Raw genomic sequence first — 16,539 nt, 5'->3', positions numbered from 1 at the left:
ACCTTTCGACCTGCGCGCGCCAATCACACCTGGCATTCACTTCTTCTGAGCGTTGAGCGCGGCCACAAGGGCGTCGCCGAAGGCTGGAGCCGACATCGGCTGCTGGCCGGTAATGAGCTCGCGATCGACGACCACGTTGGGATGCCAGTTGGCGATGCTCTCAACCCGTGCACCGGCTTCGGCCAGGGCGTTGACCGGATAGAACTGGACGTTGCCGCCGAGCCCGTTCGGGCCTTCAAGGACCTGCTCCTCGCCCGTCGAGAACACCGTCACGCGATAGCCGGCATAGGGCCAGCCGGCGGCCAGCGAGCTCGCCTTGCCATCGTTCGCGATCATCGAGGCCTTGAAGGCATCGGCGTTAGGCAGCGCGGAGAGCAACACGACCGGGCCGTGGCAGATAATGCCGGTCGTGCGGCCGGTGCCGTGGAAGCTCGTCAGGATCTTCCCGAGGTTCTTGTCGGTAATGAGATCCGCCATCGGCGCGTGGCCGCCCGGGATGAACAGGCCGACATATCCCTGCGTGCCTTCGGCGATCACGGACGCCAGGGTCTTCGGATGCTTGAGCTGCTCGAGGCCCTGAGCGTAGGCCAGCGCATCGACCCGGGCCGCATCGTCGCCGCCGAAGAACATGGCGTTGTTCGAGTTGGCGTCCATTACCGGCAGGTCGCCCTTCGGACTGGCGATCACCGGCTCATAGCCGGCGGCGATGAGCTTGCGGTAGGGCACGACGAACTCGTTCAGGTAATAACCGGTTGAGTAGGTCTTGCCACCCTTCAGGTCGAGTTCATGAGCGCTCGACATAACGACCAGGACTTTTCCCTTGGATTGCGCGAACGCGTCGGACATCGGGGCGGCAATTGCGATGACGACTGCCAGAATTGCGCCGCCGATGTTACGAATGGACATGATTTTTCCTTTGGTTATGACGGGAACAACCCGTTTATATCGGAGGATTTGATTATGAGAACTTTCCGTCTTCAGGAGACGGCGTAACGCGGCGCCGGCTTTGCGTTGCCGAAGTTGGCTCCGAACGCGCGGCGGTCGGCTTCCCAGCGCAGCCACTGATCGCCGTCGTGCAGCGGCGGGATCGTCACCAGCTCGCCCTGGTCGAGGCCGCTAAGGGCCGCATCGACGAGATCTTCGGCCGACATGGTGGTGGGCTTGGTCTTCTGGGGCGCGTAGCCGGCGACGTCCCAGAAATCGGTGGCGGTCGCGGCCGGAAGGACCGTCTGCACCCGGACGCCCTTGTCGGCCAGATCGCGCTGCAGCACATGGCCGAAGCTCAGAACGTAGGACTTGGACGCGCTGTAGACGCCGTTCAGGGCTTCGACGGCGATGCCGACGGCAGAGCTGATGTTGATGATGGTGCCGTTGGCGCGCGCCACGAAGGCCGGAGCGGCCGCGTAGGTCAGACGGGTGAGAGCGGTGATGTTCAGGTCGATCATCGCCTCCATGGCGTCGACGTCCGCCTGCAGAATGGACGCGACCGAGCCGACGCCGGCGTTGTTGACCAGCATGGTGATGTTCGGACCGTCACGCAGGACCGCTTCGACCTTCGCCAGATCGCCCTTGTCGTTCAGGTCGGCCGGAAGCAGGGTCACCTGGCGGCCGATCTCGCCGCGCACGCGGTCGGCGACGGTCGCGAGCCGCTCGGCATTGCGGGCCACGAGAATGAGATCGTAGCCGCGCTTGGCGAGGCGGTCGGCATAGACCGCGCCGATGCCGGACGAAGCACCGGTGATCAGGGCCACGCCCTTCTCAGAAGTATTGCTCATGATGTTCTCCATCGGTTGCCGCTCGGAATTGAGCGGTGTCGATAGAGATACCGTTGCAATACGAAGTCTCAAATGTCATATACGCATAGATTTAGGACATGGAGAGACTGGCCATGCGTGACGTCGCCTTCATCGTTTACCCCGGTTATTCCGTGATGGCATTGGCCGTCGTCACGGCGTTCGAGGTCGCCAACAGCATGTTCGGCGACCCGCCCTACGAGTTGCACTTCGTTTCTGAAAAGGGCGGCCCGATTAGGACATCGGCCGGCATGATGCTCGACACCGAGGTGTTCACGAACATGCCTTTCGACACGCTTGTGATCGGTGGCGCAACCGTTCCCGAGCCGTCAACTCCAGGGATGATCGCCTTTATGAAGGACGCGCCGAATCGGCATCGCCGCATTGCTGCGGTCTGCACCGGCGCTTTCGTGTTGGCGGAAGCGGGATTGCTCGACGGTCGCCGTGCCTCGACCCATTGGATGCATGCGCGCGACCTGCAGCGACAGTTTCCGAAGGTAAAAATGGAGGAAGACCGGATCTTCGTGAATGACGGGCCGATCTGGACCTCAGCCGGTATGACCGCCGGCCTCGACCTCTGCCTGGCGCTAATCGAAAACGACCTCGGACCTGAACTGGCAAAAGCTGTCGCCCGCAAGCTCGTCATCTATCACCGCCGCGGCGGGGGCCAGACCCAGTTCTCGACGCTTCTCGAGCTGTCGCCGAAATCCGATCGAATCCAAGCGGCCCTCACCTATGCACGCGACAATCTTCACAAGCCGCTTAGCGTACCGGACCTCGCCGAGGCCGCGCACCTAAGCCCCCGGCAGTTCAGCAGGGCATTCCACCAAGAGACAGGTCAATCACCGGCGAAGGCCATCGAGAACTTGCGCGTGGAGGCCGCGCGCAACCTCATGGAGCAAAGCCGGCATCCCATCGATGTCGTCGCGCGGCAAACCGGTTTCAGCGATCGGGACCACATGCGCCGTGCCTTCTTGCGGGCCTTCGGCCAGCCGCCACAGGTGCTCCGCCGCAACGCCCGCCTGGAGTCCGTCGACTATCAGGACTCCCCGGAAACTCACGATGAGGGGTGACGCCATAGAACGGGCAGGAATATACGCCGCCATTATCAACCAAACACAGTAAAGCGTAGCTTCTCCAGCGTTTACGTGCCACTCTCAGCCATCAAGCACGGAGGGGAGGATGGGATCGGTGCTCGAAGAGCTGACGGCCATTCGGACCGTGGCGGAGATGACCGAGGCCTTCCGCGACGAGGCGCGGTGCCGCTGGCTGGTTGAGGCGATGGTGTGGCCTAATGGACGGCTCTGCCCCGCCTGCGGCTCGCGGCGCTCGATCACCCTGGCGGGGCGCGACACGCGACGACGGTGCCGGCCGGGACTTTATCAGTGCTGCAATCCGGACTGCCGCTTCCAGTTCACCGTGACGACGCGAACCCCGCTGCATGGAACGAAGCTGCCGTTGCGGACCTGGCTCATGGGGCTGTGGTTCATCCTGCAATCGGACAAGGGCATTTCGTCCATCCGCTTGGCCGAAGCACTCGGCGTCAGCCAGCCGACGGCATGGCGGATGGGCCATGTTCTGCGGCTCCTGGTGTTGCGCGACCATCCGCTGGGCGGAACGGTGGAGATCGACGAGTTCCATTTCGGCGCCAAGCCGCGCCGGGATCACAACCCTCCCAAGTTGGGGCGTGGACGCAAGGGCCAGCCCCGCACGACGAAGACGCCAGCACTTGCGGTCGTTCAGCGGCCAAGCGGTCGGGAGCCGGGGACACCGGCGGGCGAAGCCCGTGCCGCCGTGGTTGCTGATCTGTCGCTCGACGAGGCTGAGCGGGTGCTGGAAGCCGCTGTCGATCCCGACGCGCACCTGATGAGCGACGAATGGAAGGCGTTCGTCGCCATCGGCAGCGCGTTTGCTGCGCACGATACGGTCCGCCATTCCCAGCGCGAGTATGTTCGCGGCGGCGTGCATGCCAATTCGGCCGAGGGCTTCAACGATCGTGTCCGGCGCACGATCGCTGGCGTCTTCCATCACATCAGCCCCGACCATGCTGACCTGTATTTCGGCGAGATCGGCTTCCGCTGGTCCCAGCGCACGGTGGCAGGTCAGGCCCAACGCCGAACCCGCAAAGGGCGGACGGTGATCCAAACCCTGTGGTCCCGTGTTCCCCCAGCGCTCCAGCTTCCCGCCGTCTTCCGTTATGCTGTTGGGCGCCAACTCCGGCGAACCAAGGACGGCGGGATCAGCATTCGCTCCGCCGTAGCTGTCTTTGGTTGATAATGGCGATATACGCTAAGCGGACAAAGCACGAACATCGAAGGTATTTGGCGGGCTAGGCCTTATCCTGAGCGGTCGGAAATCAGACAATTCTGGTGCGTCTTCTGGCTGCCAGATATAGTCGCCGGTGAGATTGATGTGCTGCCAGCCCAGCGGCGCCAAGTGGGCCAGCAGGTCGTTCGGAACGTTTTCTCCTTGGTTGCGCAGCGCTTCAACGGCGCGGCTCAAATAGACGGTGTTCCAGAGGATGATGGCCGCGACGACAAGGTTGAGGCCGCTGACACGATGCTGTTGGCTTTCATAGGTGTGGTCTCTGATTCGACCGAGCCGATGAAACCAGACGGCGCGAGCGAGCGCGTTGCGGGACTCCCCTTTGTTGAGTTCGGCTGTTGCCTGTCGGCGGAGCACGGGATCATCCAGCCAATCGAGCGTGAACAGGGTCCGCTCGATGCGTCCGATTTCACGAAGGGCCAGGGCAAGGCCATTCTGACGTGGATAAGACCCCAGCCGCCGCAGCATCCGCGAAGCAGGAACGGTTCCGGTTCTGACAGAAGTCGCCAACCGCAACACGTCGTTCCAATGGGAACGGATCAGCGGTTCATCAATCCGACCTGCGATGAACGGCTCCAGGACCGGCCATTGTGCGGCCGGGGCAAAGGTGTAGAGCCGACGATCGTGGAGATTGGGGATGCGCGGCGCGAAGCGGAATCCCAGCACATGGCACAGTGCAAAGATGTGATCCGAAACGCCGCCGCCATCGACATGATGAACGGCGATATCGAGGTCGGCCCCATGGTAAAGCAGGCCATCGATGACATGAGGGGCCTCGCCTTCCACCACGGAAATCACCTTTGTGTGGTAGGGGGCGTAGCGACCGGAAATATGGGTGTAGAAGGAGATCGCCGGTTCGGTCCCCTTGTGCGGATTGACGGCGCCGGTGGATTCACCGCGGCCCCCCAGTGGGAAGTGCTGGCCATCCGAACTGGACGCCGTAGCCGCGCCAAACCGGGCGGCGAGCGGTTGCGCCTGCTGCGCCTCGACGATTGCCGCCAAGGCCCGTCCGTAGGTTTCTTCCCGCAGATGCCACCCGGCTGTCCAGACGAGTTGCTTGTAGCTGGCGAGGGCGCAAGCGTCCGCCATGCGGGTGAGACCAAGATTGGTGGCGTCCGCCAACACGGCGGTGAGCACCACCCGGCGGTCGGTGGTCGGCAGGTCTGTGCGCAAATGCGTGAACTCGTCGCTGAACCCCGTCCAACCGGCTACCTCGTCAAGAAGCTCGGTGATGCGGATTTTTGGGAGAAGACCGTAGAGCCGGTCCGCCAAGGCTTCCGCCGCTTCGGGCGTCACCGCTTGAAGCGGTGTGATCTTGAGTGTCGTACCGCTGAGGCGCACATCCTCCAGCCGATCCCGCTCGGCCTTGTCAGCGATCACCGCCAGCCGCTCATTGAGAAGCGCCCGGCGCTGATCCAGATAGGCGTCGCACTCCATCGGCACCGCAACCGGCAGCGGGCCAGCCTCCTTCATGGCGGCGAACAGCGGGTGTGGGATGAGTTGGTCCTCGACCGCCCGGTACTGCCGACTGTCGGCAACCCAGACGTCTCCGGCTCGAATCCGATCACGAAGCTCGGCGAACAGACAGAGTTCATAAGCCTGGCCATCGATCTTTCCCTCCTTCATCACCGCAGGCCGCCAACCCCGACGAATGAAACTGGTCGGCAGGTCCGGCGGCAGAGTGCGCCGATTGCCGACGTAGAAGGCCCGGATCGCGTCCACCGCCCGCAGAAGACCACCCGATGGCGCCACGCCTTGGAAGTTGAAGGCATCCAAGAACACAGGGCCGATCCGGCGGAGGAATCGATGGTTTCGTTCGGCGAGAGCCAGATAATCCGGCCCGTCAGGCCGGATCAGCCCCTTCACCTCCGCGATGGTTTCGGCAAACCTGTCCCAGGGGATGATCTTGTCCATGGCGGCGAAGGCGTCTTCACCCGCTTGCCGCGCAGCCAGCAACGCGTCCCCGATCCGGGAGAACAGCCTCACCTTGTCATTGATCGCCCGGGCGTCGCTCTGAAGCGTTGCGTTGGCCCGCCGTTCGGCACGACGAAACAACTGGCCAATCAGCCGGTCGAAAACGCTGATCGCGTCGTCGGTCAGGCGCGGTATGGTTTCGAGCACCGTGACCAGCAGAACAGCGCGCCGCCGGGTGGGGGAAAGGGTTTTGAGATGCTGGGCGGTGAGCCGCGTTCCTTCTCGGGCAAGCTGTTTCACGCGGTCGGGGTGGATGGGAAGCGTCGCATCGGCGTCAAGTCCCACGCTGCGCAGACGCCGCAACTGCTCGATCAGGCGGACCAAGGACCGGTGTCCGAGCAGGTTGGGTGATTGCCGCGCCCAGGCCAGGACGCTGAGGTGATTGTCAGGGTGGTTCTCAAGGAGCGTGTCAAGAGCGATACGCTGCGTTTCAGACAAGGTTCGGACCAGCAGGTTTGCGACGTGACGTTCGGCTTGCAGCAATGCCGTGGACACCATCCTTTCGACGACGGTTGCGCCTGGCGCGGCGATTCCGCGACGCCGCAATTCGGCCATCAAGGCTTCGGCGATGGCTTTGCCGCTGACCGTCGTCAACGCGATCGGCACCAGCCATTGCGACAGATCCTGGTGGTGAGGGCGGGTGAAGCTGTCAAAGCCGTATACGGCGCGCAAGGTGTCGAGCTGCTCGTACCGGGTCGGCGCTCGCGCCGCGTAATCGGCAAGCGCTTCGGGAGCGATGTCGAGTTGCTCGCCAATAAACCGAACCACCTCCAGGGGAACCAGTTCGCCGGGCCGGATCAAGCGCCCAGGATAGCGCAGGGCGCAGAGTTGCAGCGCAAACCCGAGCCGGTTGTGCGACCGCCGCCTCCGGGCGATCACCACCACATCGTCGGGACCGAGGGTGTAATGGCGGATGAGATCGGCTTCGGCGGTCGGCAAGGCGAACAGGGCGGCAAGCTGGGCATCGGTCAGAGCGCGGCGGCGCGGCATGGCTGGTCTGGTCCATGTGAGGAAAGGCTGCCCTGGATAGCCGAAACCCACGTCCGACCCATCATCCGTCTGAGAAGGATTGCGTCGCATCGGGAGGGATGACGGCGGCTGTCGGCGCTGAAGTCGACATGTCCGGGGTCCGCTTGCCAGACGACAAACCCAAGCATGGCTGCAAACGGATGATCGTGCGGACCAGAAATCCGCCCGGAATGTTGGAGACGCCGGAGTAAAATCGGGCGGTCAGGGGGAACCTTCGCCGCCGCGCGACGCCATTGACAGGCTGGAGGCCAACCCCTATCAGTGAGTCCATCGTCAGCAGTTCCCCCTGGTGCAAGCCGGGGGATTAAAAGGGAACGACGGAAGGATCGGGCGTTCGCGTCCATGTCCAAGCCGTGGCTGTCCCCGCAACTGTGAGCGGCGAGTCGGCGCCAAACAAGCCACTGGCCTGTGGTCTTCGGACCCGGTCGGGAAGGCGGCGCCAGATGACGACCCGCGAGCCAGGAGACCTGCCGTTGACGGCGTCACTTTGCCTTCGATCGGGGTGTGTCGAGGGTGCGGAAACCCGTTGTGGTGACGCGTCCATTGGCGTTGCCGCGACCGGAGTCCGAAGTGGGCCGACCCCCTTCAAAAACCCGTCGTCAACGAATGATCCCGCACGGGCGCGTCGCGTCTGATCGCTGGCGTTCGGGCAACGTCCGTTCAACGGCCCTCTTTGGGGGCTGGGTGTGGATGCGCGTCTGGAGCGCGGGCCTGACTCGCAACACGAGGCTCCGAGCCGTTCAGTCCGCCCTGCCTCTGGCCGCTGGGCGGGCGACGAGCAGGGCGCAGGTCAGGCTGCCGATGCCGGCCAGGGCGATGACCCAGCCCATCGGCCAAGGCGTTCCATCGGCAAAGGCGCCGACGAGACCCGACCCGGCGATGCCCGTGCCGTATTGAAGGGCGCCGACCAAGGCCGACACCGCGCCGGCCTGCTCCGGGAAATCCGCCATGGCTCCGGCGATGGAGTTCGCAACGATGAATCCGGTGCAGGACACGAACAGCAGAAGCGGCGCGAACAGGCCCCACAGGCCACCCCAATCACGGAAGGCGGTGACGGCCAGCAGGATCCCGGCGAACGCCGCCGCCGCCGTTCCGCCCAGCAGGAGCCTGTCCATGCCCCAGCGACGCACCAGGCGTGTGTTGAGGAGGTTGGTTCCGACGATGCCGAGAATGCCGGCGCCGAACAGCAGGCCGTAGAAGGCGGCTGGCACGTGGTGATAGGTGATGAAGGCGAACGGCGTGCCGGCGATGTAGGCGTACATGCCGCCGTAAAAAAAGGCGCCGGCCCCGGCGTAACCGAGGATTTTGCGATTCCCGAGAAGCCTGCCGTAACGACCGAACGCCCCCATCAAAGGCGCGGTCTGCCGCCGCGCCATGGGTAGGGTCTCGGGCATCGTGAACAGCGTTGCGAGCGTTGCGAGACCGACGCCGACCAAGGTCCAAAAGATGGCCCGCCAACCGGCGGCGGCGTCGATCTGCCCGCCGAGGATCGGGCCGAGCAGCGGCGCTATGGCCATGATCGCGATCAGGGTCGAGAGCATCTGGGCGGCGCGGGGGCCCTGGTAAAGATCCCGCACCATGGCGCGGGACAAGACGACGCCAGCACAGGCGCCCAGCGCCTGCACCACCCGCCAGACGATGATCGTCCAGACGTCCCCTGACAGCGCGCACCCGGCCGAACCGATGACGAACAGAACGAGTCCCGCCGCCACCGGAAGGCGGCGGCCATAGCGGTCGCTGATGGCCCCCCAGAACAATTGCCCGAGGCTGAAGCCGATCAGGTATCCCGAGATGGTGAATTCGACGCTGCCGGTGTCCGCCTTCAGCGCGTCCGCCATGGCGGGCATCGCCGGCAGATAAAAATCCGTCGAGATCGACGCAAACCCCATCAGCGCGCTGAGAATGGCAAGCACATGCCACCGGCTCGGCGGGTGGTCCGGCGTCGCGATTGCCTCGGTGCGGAGCGACGCGTTGCCGCCAAGCGTGTCGGCGGCGGTTCCCGGATCGGCCAAGATCAAAGCTCCTGTCGGGTCGGTCTGAACAGGATCTCGTTGATGTCAACGTCGTCCGGTTGGCTCATGGCGAAGAGCACGCAGCGGGCGAAGCTCGATGCCGGAATGGCGTTCCGCTCGTAGTAGCCCTGCGTGGCCTTGGCGACCTCCGGCGCGGTGATGCTGGCCGGCAACTCCGTATCGACCGCCCCCGGCGAGAGGATCGTCGTGCGGATGTTGTAGGGCTTGACCTCTTGCCGCAACCCTTCGGAAATCGCCCGCACGGCGTGCTTGGTGGCCGCGTAGACGGTGTTGCCGGCCCGGACCTTGTGGCCGGCGACCGAGGAGACGTTGATGACATGCCCGCTCTTCTGTTCCTTCATGTAGGGAAGCGCGGAGGCGATGCCGTGGAGCACGCCCTTGACGTTGACGTCGATGACCCGGCTCCACTCCGCGATTTGCAAGAGTTCGAGCGGCGCCAGCGGCATGATGCCGGCGTTGTTGATCATCACGTCGATCCGGCCATGGAGGGCGACCGCCCGATCGACGAGGGCCTGCACCTGGGAGGGGGCGGCGACGTCGGTCCCGACGATGGCGTCCTTGCCGAGTCCAAGCTCTTCAACCAGCGCCTCCAGCCGATCGACGCGCCGCGCGCCAAGCACGACCCTGGCGCCGTTCTTCACCAGATGGCGGGCGGTTTCCGCGCCCAACCCGCTGCTGGCGCCGGTGATGACAACGACCTTGCCCTTGATGTTCCCGGTCATGACAGTCTCCATGCGGAGGGGATCGGGCTCAAAGGCCCACGGTCTTCAGAAGCTGTTCGGGATAACGCTCGCCCTCGACCGTGATGGCGGCGGAGGCGCGCTCGATCTCGGCCAGGTCGGCCTGGGTCAGAACGACATCGGCCGACGCGATGTTTTCCTCGAGGCGATGCAGCTTCGTGGTGCCGGGGATCGGCACGATCCAGGGCTTTTGCGCCAGCAGCCAGGCCAGCGCGATCTGGGCGGGGGTCGCGCCCTTCTGATTGGCGATGCGCGTCAACAGATCGATCAGCGCCTGATTCTTTTCCATCGCCTCCGGCGTGAAGCGCGGCAAAAGCTTGCGGAAGTCGTTCTCGGCGATCTTGGTGTCCTTGCCCATGGCCCCGGTCAGGAAGCCCTTGCCGAGCGGGCTGTAAGGAACAAGGCCGATGCCGAGTTCCTCGCAGGCGGCCAGGATGCCGTTGGTCTCCGGCCCGCGCGTCCAGAGGGAATATTCGTTTTGCAGGGTGGTGACCGGCTGAATTGTGTGGGCGCGGCGCAACGTCTGCGCACTGGGCTCCGACATGCCGAAATGCAGCACCTTGCCCTCGGCGATCAGATCCTTGACCGTGCCGGCGACATCCTCGATCGGCACGTTGGGATCGACGCGGTGTTGATACAGCAGGTCGATCCGTTCGATGCCGAGCCGCTTGAGCGACCCTTCCGCTGCCGCGCGGATGCGCTCGGGCCGGCTGTTCGGACCGGCCATCTTGCCGTTCTCGATGTTGAAGCCGAACTTGGTGGCGATCACCACCCGGTCGCGGAGCGGTCGCAGAGCCTCGCCGACGATCTCCTCGTTGGTGTAGGGGCCATAAATTTCCGCCGTGTCGAAAAAGGTGACACCACGGTCCACCGCCTGACGGATCAGCGTGACGCTGTCCTGGTTGCTCAGAGCGGTGCCATAGCTGAAGTTCAGCCCCATGCAGCCGAAGCCGATGGCCGACACCTCAAGGCCGCTGTTGCCGAGTGTCCGCTTTTGCATCTGTTTTCTCCTTGGAGCCGACCGGCTCGGGCACGAGTTGGGTGAATGGTTCGGCCGCCGCCGCGGGCTCAGCCCACCGGCTGGTAATCGGCGTCGGCGACCGGCTCCATCCAATCGACGGCCTTGCCGTCCTTGGATTCGGCGATGGCGACGTGGGTCATGGCGATGGTTGGCGAGGCGCCGTGCCAATGGATTTCGCCCGGTTCGATCCAGACGATGTCGCCAGGCCTAATCTCCTCGATCGGACCGTTCTTGCGCTGCACCCGGCCAAGGCCGGCGACGACGATCAGCGTTTGCCCCAGCGGGTGGGTGTGCCACACCGTGCGGGCGCCCGGCTCGAAGGTGACGGTCGCGCCGCCGACCCGGGCCGGTGCCTCCGCCTGAAACAAGCCGTCGATGCGCACGGTGCCGGTGAAATAATCAGCCGGTCCCTGCGCGGAGGGCACCGAATCCAGTCTGGTGATCTTCATCATCGTCTCCTGTTGATGGCGTCGGACGGCCTTGAGTCCATCAACAGGAGATAGGCTGAAAGTTTTGCTCTGATTAGGTCATGTATTCCGCATGAGCTTATGATCCTGCTTCATATATCTGCCGTCCCGGATCAAGGGTGGCGGGGGGTGGCCGGGGGGTGGGCATGGTCATCGATCAGGCCGTCGGCGCCAGTTCGCCGTACCAGTAGGACGCCGTCACGCCGCCATCGATGAGGATGTCGCTGCCGGTGATGAACGCGCCGTCGGCGCCCATGAGGAGGGCGCCGAGCGTGCCGATCTCGTCCGGCGTCCCGGCTCGGCCGGTCGGGCACAGATCGATCATGCGCCGGTAGCCGGCGCCTCGCGGACCGGTCAGTTCGTCCTTGGCGAGCGGGGTGATGACGATGCCGGGGCTGATCGTGTTGACCCGCGCGCCGCGCTTGCCCCACCGCACCGCCTCGGCCATGACCCGGAGCGCGTTGCAGCGCTTGGAAATCTGATAGGCGTTCAGGGGATCGGTCACCCGATCCGGGTGCAGCATGGGAAGCGCAAGCAGCTCATCGGTGGGCGTGGTCGCCAGCGCCTTGTCCTGCTCCGCTGTCAGCGCCGGCAGCCGGTGGCCGGACATCGACGCGATGACGACGCCGGATCCTCCAGGCGCGATGACCGCGCCGAACTCCTCGAGAACGACGGCGGTGCCGTACAGATCGACCTTGAGGATGACCGCCGGCGGCGCCTGGGACGGGGAGACGCCGGCGGCGTGAATGACGCCGGTCACCTCGCCGATCGCCGTGGCGGTTTCGACCAGCGCGTGGACCGACGCGCGCGAGGAGACATCGACGGTCGCGGTGCTCACCGCGAAGCCGGCTTCGCTGAGTGTCTTTGCCGCCGCGTCGGCGTTCTCCTGACGCAGATCCGCCAGCAGCACGTGCTTGCCGGCGCTCACGCGCCGCGCGATCGCCTGACCGATGGAGCCGGCCCCGATGACGACGATGACGTTGGTCATGATTGTTTCCTTTTCTCCATGTTGGCGACGGGTTTTTTCGGTGTTCATCCCTGCAACCCATCCCTGCAACCACGGGGGCGGGCGACGCCGTCCTCCCGATCATCGCGGTAACCCGTTGTCTTCAGACCGCGTCGGCCAGCCGATGGGCGGCCATTCTTGCGAGGTCGTCGCGGACACGCCGCGGTTCATCCTCAAGCGGCATGTTCGGCAAATCGTGCACGCCATCCAGGGCACCGTGGGGGTCTGCGTCGAGCGACGCGAACAGCGCGTCGAAACGCTCCGGTTCGGGGCCTTTTTCGGCAATCAGCTCGAAGGATGTGCGCAGCGCCTGATCCGACGACAGGCTGGCGACCAGAACCTGGGCGATCTGGCGGCGCGCGATCACCCCATCGCTCGGGTCGCCCGCGTGCCGCCGGTCGCCCTGGAGAAGAACGATGCGGTGCTGGTCGCGGGCGTTGTGGTCGAACCAGCCGGGGCGCACGATGGTGTAGGGCTGGCCGCTGGCGCGGAGAAGCCGCTCGGACCGGCGTTTCCAGTCGTGGGCCTCCGTGCTTTCGTTGTACCAGCCGTACCGATTGGTGATGCCGATGGCGGTCATCAGGACGATGCGGGCGCGGCGCGGCCCAAGAGCCGCCAGCACATTGCGCACGCCGCCGTAGCTGACCTGCTCGGCGCCGGTCTTGCCCTGCCCGTCGGCGCCCAGCGTCAGCACGACGGCATCGACACCATCGACGGCGGCGTCAAGCGTTTCCGGTCTGGTGACGTCACCGACCACCACCTGCGTCCGCGCGGGCAGTTGGCGGGCCTTTGCGGCGTTGCGGACCAGCGCGCGCACGGCATGGCCTTGCGCCAGCGCGTCTTCCACGACAAAGCGTCCGATGCTGCCGGTTGCGCCAACAACCAGAACGGTCAAAGGGGCAATGCTCATGATCTCTCCAATCGTCTCCCGCCGCGACGGTTTGGGTCCGGGGCTATTGCGCGGTTCGCAACAGGCGGAAGCCGATGCTGATTCCGCGATAATCGGGGTCGTAGTCGCGACGGAAAGCCGAGCGCCAGCTTGTGGCCGTCGCATGCCAGCTTCCGCCGCGCACCACACGATGCCGGCCGCTCTCCGGCCCTTGGGGGTCGATCGAGGGGCTGCTTGCGTAGGCGTTCGGATCGTACCAATCCTGCACCCATTCCCAGGCGTTGCCATGAATGTCGAAAAGACCCCAAGGGTTGGGTTCCTTCCGACCGACGGGGTGCGTGCCGCCGGTGTTGAAGTCTTCGCCGAACCAGGCATGGCGACCAAGATCGGCGTCGTCGTCGCCGAAGGAATAGCGGGATTGGGTTCCGGCGCGCGCGGCGTACTCCCATTCGGCTTCGGTCGGAAGCCGATAGCGGTCGCCGCCCTCCCTGCGGTTCAGCGCCGCGATGAACTCCTGCGCGTCGTTCCACGACACGGTTGCGGGATGGTCGGGGCGGGTGATCCGTTCCCGCATCCCCGGCAGGGTGTAGTAGGGGTTGGAGCGGTCGCGATCATAGGGGTTCTCGCCCAGCACCGCCTCCCATTGCGACTGGGTGACTTCAAAGCGGCCGAAATGGAACGGCTTGCTGATGGTGACCTCATGCTGCGGCTTCTCGAAAGCGCGCGCCTCCCGGTCGCTGTCGGGCGATCCCATCAGGAATCGGCCCGCCGGGATCGGCACGAACGCCATGCCGACGCTGTTGATGAACGTCAGTCCAACAGCCGGCGTGGTGGCCTGGGCGACGGCGGCTTTCGGACCGCCGAGCATTCCCTGGGCTCCAGCCGCGATGCCCAGCGCGGCGGCGCCGAGCATCGCGCGGCGGGACAGGGTCGGACGTCGGAGTGTCTTGTCCATCGGAATGGTCAGCCGACCTGCAGGGATGCCATGTCGATGACGAAGCGATAGCGGACGTCCGATTTCTCCATCCGCTCAAAGGCCTCGTTGATTTCGTCCATGCGAATCATCTCGCAGTCGGGCAGGATGTTCTTCTCGGCGCAGAAATCGAGCATTTCCTGTGTCTCCCGAATGCCGCCGATCGGCGATCCCGCGATCCGGCGGCGCCCCAGAATGAGGGGAACGGTGCTCAACTCGGCGACCGGGCCGATTTGCCCGACGATCACCAGCGTGCCGTCGACGTCGAGCAACGGCATGTAGGGGTTGAGGTCGTGCTTGACCGGCACGGTGTCGATGATGAGGTCGAAGCCGTTGGCGGCCTTCGCCATCGCATCGTCGTCGGTTGAAACCAGCAGCGCGGCGGCGCCGAGCGCGCGGGCGTCCTCAGCCTTGTCGGGGGAGCGGCTGAGGACCGTGACATGGGCGCCCATACCGGCGGCGAGCTTCACGGCCATATGACCAAGCCCGCCCAGGCCGATCACGCCGACGCGGCTGCCGGGGCCGGCCTTCCAGGTCTTCAGCGGCGAATAGGTGGTGATGCCGGCGCAGAGCAGCGGGGCGGCTTTCGCCAGGTCGAGGCCGTCCGGCATCCGCAGCACAAACTCCTCGCGCACGACCAGGTGCTTGGAATAGCCGCCGAGCGTGTGTTCCTTGGTGAAGCGGTCGAACCCGCCATAGGTTCCGGTGTTCCCCTCGCGGCAGAGCTGCTCCTCGTCCTTCCGGCACTGGTCGCAATGCTGGCAGCTGTCGACCATGCAGCCGACGGCGACATAATCGCCGATCTTGTATTTGGCAACATCCGGGCCGATTTCGATGACGCGACCGACGATCTCATGGCCGGGGATGGCCGGGAAAACGGTCCAACCCCAGTCGTTGCGCGCCCAATGAAGATCCGAGTGGCAGACGCCGCAGTAGAGAATCTCCATGACGATGTCGTTTGCGCGCGGCGCACGGCGTTCGAACGAGAAAGGGGCCAGCGGAGCGTGCGCGGATGTGCAGGCATAGCCGAGCGTTTTCATGATTCAACCACTTCCTGTTTGGAATTGTGATGGCCTCGACCCCGTCTCGGCCGGAGGGCTGCGAAAACCAAGATACCATTGGAAGACTGTGCGGATTGGATGGTATATTCGGTATAAGCCTATATTGTGGATTCATGAATGAAGCGGGATGAACTCGGTGACCTGATCGGCTTCCTGACGGTGGCCGAGGAGCGCAGCTTCACCCGCGCGGCGGCGCGGCTTGGCACGTCGCAATCGTCGCTGAGCCACACCATCCGGCGTCTGGAAGAGCGCATGGGGGTCAGGCTGCTGACGCGGACGACGCGCAACGTCGCGCCCACGGAAGCCGGTGAGCAGCTCGCCGAGACGCTGCGTCCGGCCTTCAACGACATCCAGACACGGCTTGATTCGATCACCGCGCTGCGCCAGAAGCCCGCCGGCAACATCCGCATCACATCGAGCCGTCATGCGACCGAGACGATCCTGATGCCCGTGGTCACGCGGCTGATGACCGCCCACCCCGACGTCAAGGTGGAGATTTCGGTCGAGCAGAAACTGACCGATCTCGTGGCCGAGCGTTACGACGCCGGCGTGCGCCTCGGCGAGCAGGTCGAAAAGGACATGATCGCCGTCAAGATCGGCCCGGAACTGCGGATGGCGGTCGCGGGGTCGCCGGCCTATTTCGCGCGGCACCCGAAGCCGGCGACCCCCCACGACCTGACGCAGCATGTCTGCATCAATCTGCGGCTGCCGACGCTGGGCGGTCTCTACGCTTGGGAGTTTGAAAAGAACGCCCGCCCCCTGAACGTGCGCGTCGATGGTCAGTTCACCTGCAACGACGTGCCGATGATCGTTCACGCCGCCGTCAACGGTCTGGGTCTTGCCTGCCTTCCCGACGATCAGTTCCGCAACCTGATTGAAGAAGGGCGGCTCGTCCGGGTTCTCGAAGACTGGTGCCCGCCGTTTTCAGGGTATCATCTTTACTACCCAAGCCGCCGCCAAGCCTCGCCCGCCTTCCAATTGCTGGTCGAAGCCTTGCGCTACCGTGAGTGATCGAAGCCCCTTGAATGGGTCAGCCCATGCGTTCCTCCCCGGACGGACGGCGCTCTTGCGCCGTGCCCCGCCTCCTCTCGAAGCGCAATGGAATCCCGGAGCCGTATCCGCTGCCCACCAGCAGAAGCACGTACACCGAGGCGGTGACGACACCGATACCGATGCAAACCATGATTTGAGTCTCCTGCCGCATGACGCGGCTTTTCCTGGTCCTCCG

The 16,539-nt window shown here is 64.8% G+C and carries 15 protein-coding genes and 1 riboswitch; of the genes, 3 read left to right on the top strand and 12 right to left on the bottom strand.

The features are described from left to right. Positions 1 to 36 precede the first annotated feature (36 nt). On the bottom strand, positions 37 to 906 hold the full coding sequence (locus tag ABMY26_RS34405) for a type 1 glutamine amidotransferase domain-containing protein (protein ID WP_372399936.1): 870 nt from the start codon (positions 904 to 906) through the stop codon (positions 37 to 39). A gap of 71 nt (positions 907 to 977) precedes the next feature. Next, on the bottom strand, positions 978 to 1,775 hold the full coding sequence (locus tag ABMY26_RS34400; protein WP_372399935.1) for an SDR family NAD(P)-dependent oxidoreductase: 798 nt from the start codon (positions 1,773 to 1,775) through the stop codon (positions 978 to 980). 113 nt (positions 1,776 to 1,888) lie between these two features. On the opposite strand from ABMY26_RS34400, the gene ABMY26_RS34395 reads away from it, so the two are divergent. Then, positions 1,889 to 2,866: a GlxA family transcriptional regulator gene (locus tag ABMY26_RS34395; RefSeq protein ID WP_372399934.1), complete on the top strand. Its 978-nt coding sequence runs from the start codon at positions 1,889 to 1,891 to the stop codon at positions 2,864 to 2,866. Between the two features lie 109 nt (positions 2,867 to 2,975). After that, on the top strand, positions 2,976 to 4,067 hold the full coding sequence (locus ABMY26_RS34390) for an IS1595 family transposase (RefSeq protein ID WP_372395669.1): 1,092 nt from the start codon (positions 2,976 to 2,978) through the stop codon (positions 4,065 to 4,067). Positions 4,068 to 4,082: 15 nt separating this feature from the next. Here the strand turns inward: ABMY26_RS34390 and ABMY26_RS34385 are convergent, their stop codons facing one another. From ABMY26_RS34385 to ABMY26_RS34345, 9 genes are all read right to left on the bottom strand, one after another. Then, positions 4,083 to 7,082, bottom strand: coding sequence for a Tn3 family transposase (locus ABMY26_RS34385; RefSeq protein ID WP_372399932.1), 3,000 nt, complete (start codon positions 7,080 to 7,082; stop codon positions 4,083 to 4,085). 299 nt (positions 7,083 to 7,381) lie between these two features. Then, positions 7,382 to 7,611, top strand: a riboswitch (cobalamin riboswitch). 250 nt (positions 7,612 to 7,861) lie between these two features. Next, entirely contained in the window at positions 7,862 to 9,133 is a 1,272-nt protein-coding gene (locus ABMY26_RS34380; RefSeq protein ID WP_372399931.1) for a multidrug effflux MFS transporter, read from the bottom strand. Between the two features lie 2 nt (positions 9,134 to 9,135). After that, entirely contained in the window at positions 9,136 to 9,876 is a 741-nt protein-coding gene (locus ABMY26_RS34375) for an SDR family oxidoreductase (RefSeq protein ID WP_372399930.1), read from the bottom strand. Positions 9,877 to 9,904: 28 nt separating this feature from the next. Further along, on the bottom strand, positions 9,905 to 10,894 hold the full coding sequence (locus ABMY26_RS34370; RefSeq protein WP_372399929.1) for an aldo/keto reductase: 990 nt from the start codon (positions 10,892 to 10,894) through the stop codon (positions 9,905 to 9,907). A gap of 68 nt (positions 10,895 to 10,962) precedes the next feature. Continuing rightward, the gene (locus ABMY26_RS34365) at positions 10,963 to 11,364 is read right to left on the bottom strand and encodes a cupin domain-containing protein (RefSeq protein ID WP_372399928.1); all 402 of its coding nucleotides are present in this window, start codon (positions 11,362 to 11,364) and stop codon (positions 10,963 to 10,965) included. A 175-nt stretch (positions 11,365 to 11,539) separates the two neighbouring features. Continuing rightward, positions 11,540 to 12,370, bottom strand: a complete 831-nt coding sequence (locus tag ABMY26_RS34360) for an SDR family oxidoreductase (RefSeq protein WP_372399926.1) — start codon at positions 12,368 to 12,370, stop codon at positions 11,540 to 11,542. Positions 12,371 to 12,491: 121 nt separating this feature from the next. Further along, complete coding sequence (locus tag ABMY26_RS34355; protein WP_372399925.1) at positions 12,492 to 13,298, bottom strand: SDR family oxidoreductase; 807 nt, start codon at positions 13,296 to 13,298, stop codon at positions 12,492 to 12,494. Positions 13,299 to 13,341: 43 nt separating this feature from the next. Then, entirely contained in the window at positions 13,342 to 14,190 is an 849-nt protein-coding gene (locus tag ABMY26_RS34350; protein WP_372399924.1) for a formylglycine-generating enzyme family protein, read from the bottom strand. Positions 14,191 to 14,240: 50 nt separating this feature from the next. Next, on the bottom strand, positions 14,241 to 15,290 hold the full coding sequence (locus ABMY26_RS34345; protein WP_372399923.1) for an NAD(P)-dependent alcohol dehydrogenase: 1,050 nt from the start codon (positions 15,288 to 15,290) through the stop codon (positions 14,241 to 14,243). Between the two features lie 138 nt (positions 15,291 to 15,428). Here ABMY26_RS34345 and ABMY26_RS34340 point away from each other — a divergent pair, with 138 nt between their 5' ends. Next, entirely contained in the window at positions 15,429 to 16,322 is an 894-nt protein-coding gene (locus ABMY26_RS34340) for a LysR family transcriptional regulator (protein ID WP_372399922.1), read from the top strand. Positions 16,323 to 16,341: 19 nt separating this feature from the next. On the opposite strand, the gene ABMY26_RS34335 is transcribed toward ABMY26_RS34340, so the two are convergent. Then, positions 16,342 to 16,515 (bottom strand): hypothetical protein, encoded by a 174-nt coding sequence (locus ABMY26_RS34335; RefSeq protein ID WP_372399921.1) that lies wholly within the window; start codon positions 16,513 to 16,515, stop codon positions 16,342 to 16,344. Between the last annotated feature and the right edge of the window lie 24 nt (positions 16,516 to 16,539).

It is taken from the genome of Azospirillum sp. HJ39, from assembly GCF_041507355.1.
Lineage (GTDB): Bacteria > Pseudomonadota > Alphaproteobacteria > Azospirillales > Azospirillaceae > Azospirillum > Azospirillum thiophilum.
This window is presented reverse-complemented; position numbering and strand designations above follow the sequence as displayed.

Bases quoted from the DNA above. Each gene is read 5' to 3' on its own strand.
- ABMY26_RS34360 (WP_372399926.1), bottom strand. From the start codon at position 12,370: ATGACCAACGTCATCGTCGTCATCGGGGCCGGCTCCATCGGTCAGGCG.
- ABMY26_RS34390 (WP_372395669.1), top strand. From the start codon at position 2,976: ATGGGATCGGTGCTCGAAGAGCTGACGGCCATTCGGACCGTGGCGGAG.
- ABMY26_RS34335 (WP_372399921.1), bottom strand. From the start codon at position 16,515: ATGCGGCAGGAGACTCAAATCATGGTTTGCATCGGTATCGGTGTCGTC.
- ABMY26_RS34340 (WP_372399922.1), top strand. From the start codon at position 15,429: ATGAAGCGGGATGAACTCGGTGACCTGATCGGCTTCCTGACGGTGGCC.
- ABMY26_RS34345 (WP_372399923.1), bottom strand. From the start codon at position 15,290: ATGAAAACGCTCGGCTATGCCTGCACATCCGCGCACGCTCCGCTGGCC.
- ABMY26_RS34370 (WP_372399929.1), bottom strand. From the start codon at position 10,894: ATGCAAAAGCGGACACTCGGCAACAGCGGCCTTGAGGTGTCGGCCATC.
- ABMY26_RS34385 (WP_372399932.1), bottom strand. From the start codon at position 7,082: ATGCCGCGCCGCCGCGCTCTGACCGATGCCCAGCTTGCCGCCCTGTTC.
- ABMY26_RS34365 (WP_372399928.1), bottom strand. From the start codon at position 11,364: ATGAAGATCACCAGACTGGATTCGGTGCCCTCCGCGCAGGGACCGGCT.
- ABMY26_RS34350 (WP_372399924.1), bottom strand. From the start codon at position 14,190: ATGCTCGGCGCCGCCGCGCTGGGCATCGCGGCTGGAGCCCAGGGAATG.
- ABMY26_RS34405 (WP_372399936.1), bottom strand. From the start codon at position 906: ATGTCCATTCGTAACATCGGCGGCGCAATTCTGGCAGTCGTCATCGCA.
- ABMY26_RS34375 (WP_372399930.1), bottom strand. From the start codon at position 9,876: ATGACCGGGAACATCAAGGGCAAGGTCGTTGTCATCACCGGCGCCAGC.
- ABMY26_RS34355 (WP_372399925.1), bottom strand. From the start codon at position 13,298: ATGAGCATTGCCCCTTTGACCGTTCTGGTTGTTGGCGCAACCGGCAGC.
- ABMY26_RS34400 (WP_372399935.1), bottom strand. From the start codon at position 1,775: ATGAGCAATACTTCTGAGAAGGGCGTGGCCCTGATCACCGGTGCTTCG.
- ABMY26_RS34395 (WP_372399934.1), top strand. From the start codon at position 1,889: ATGCGTGACGTCGCCTTCATCGTTTACCCCGGTTATTCCGTGATGGCA.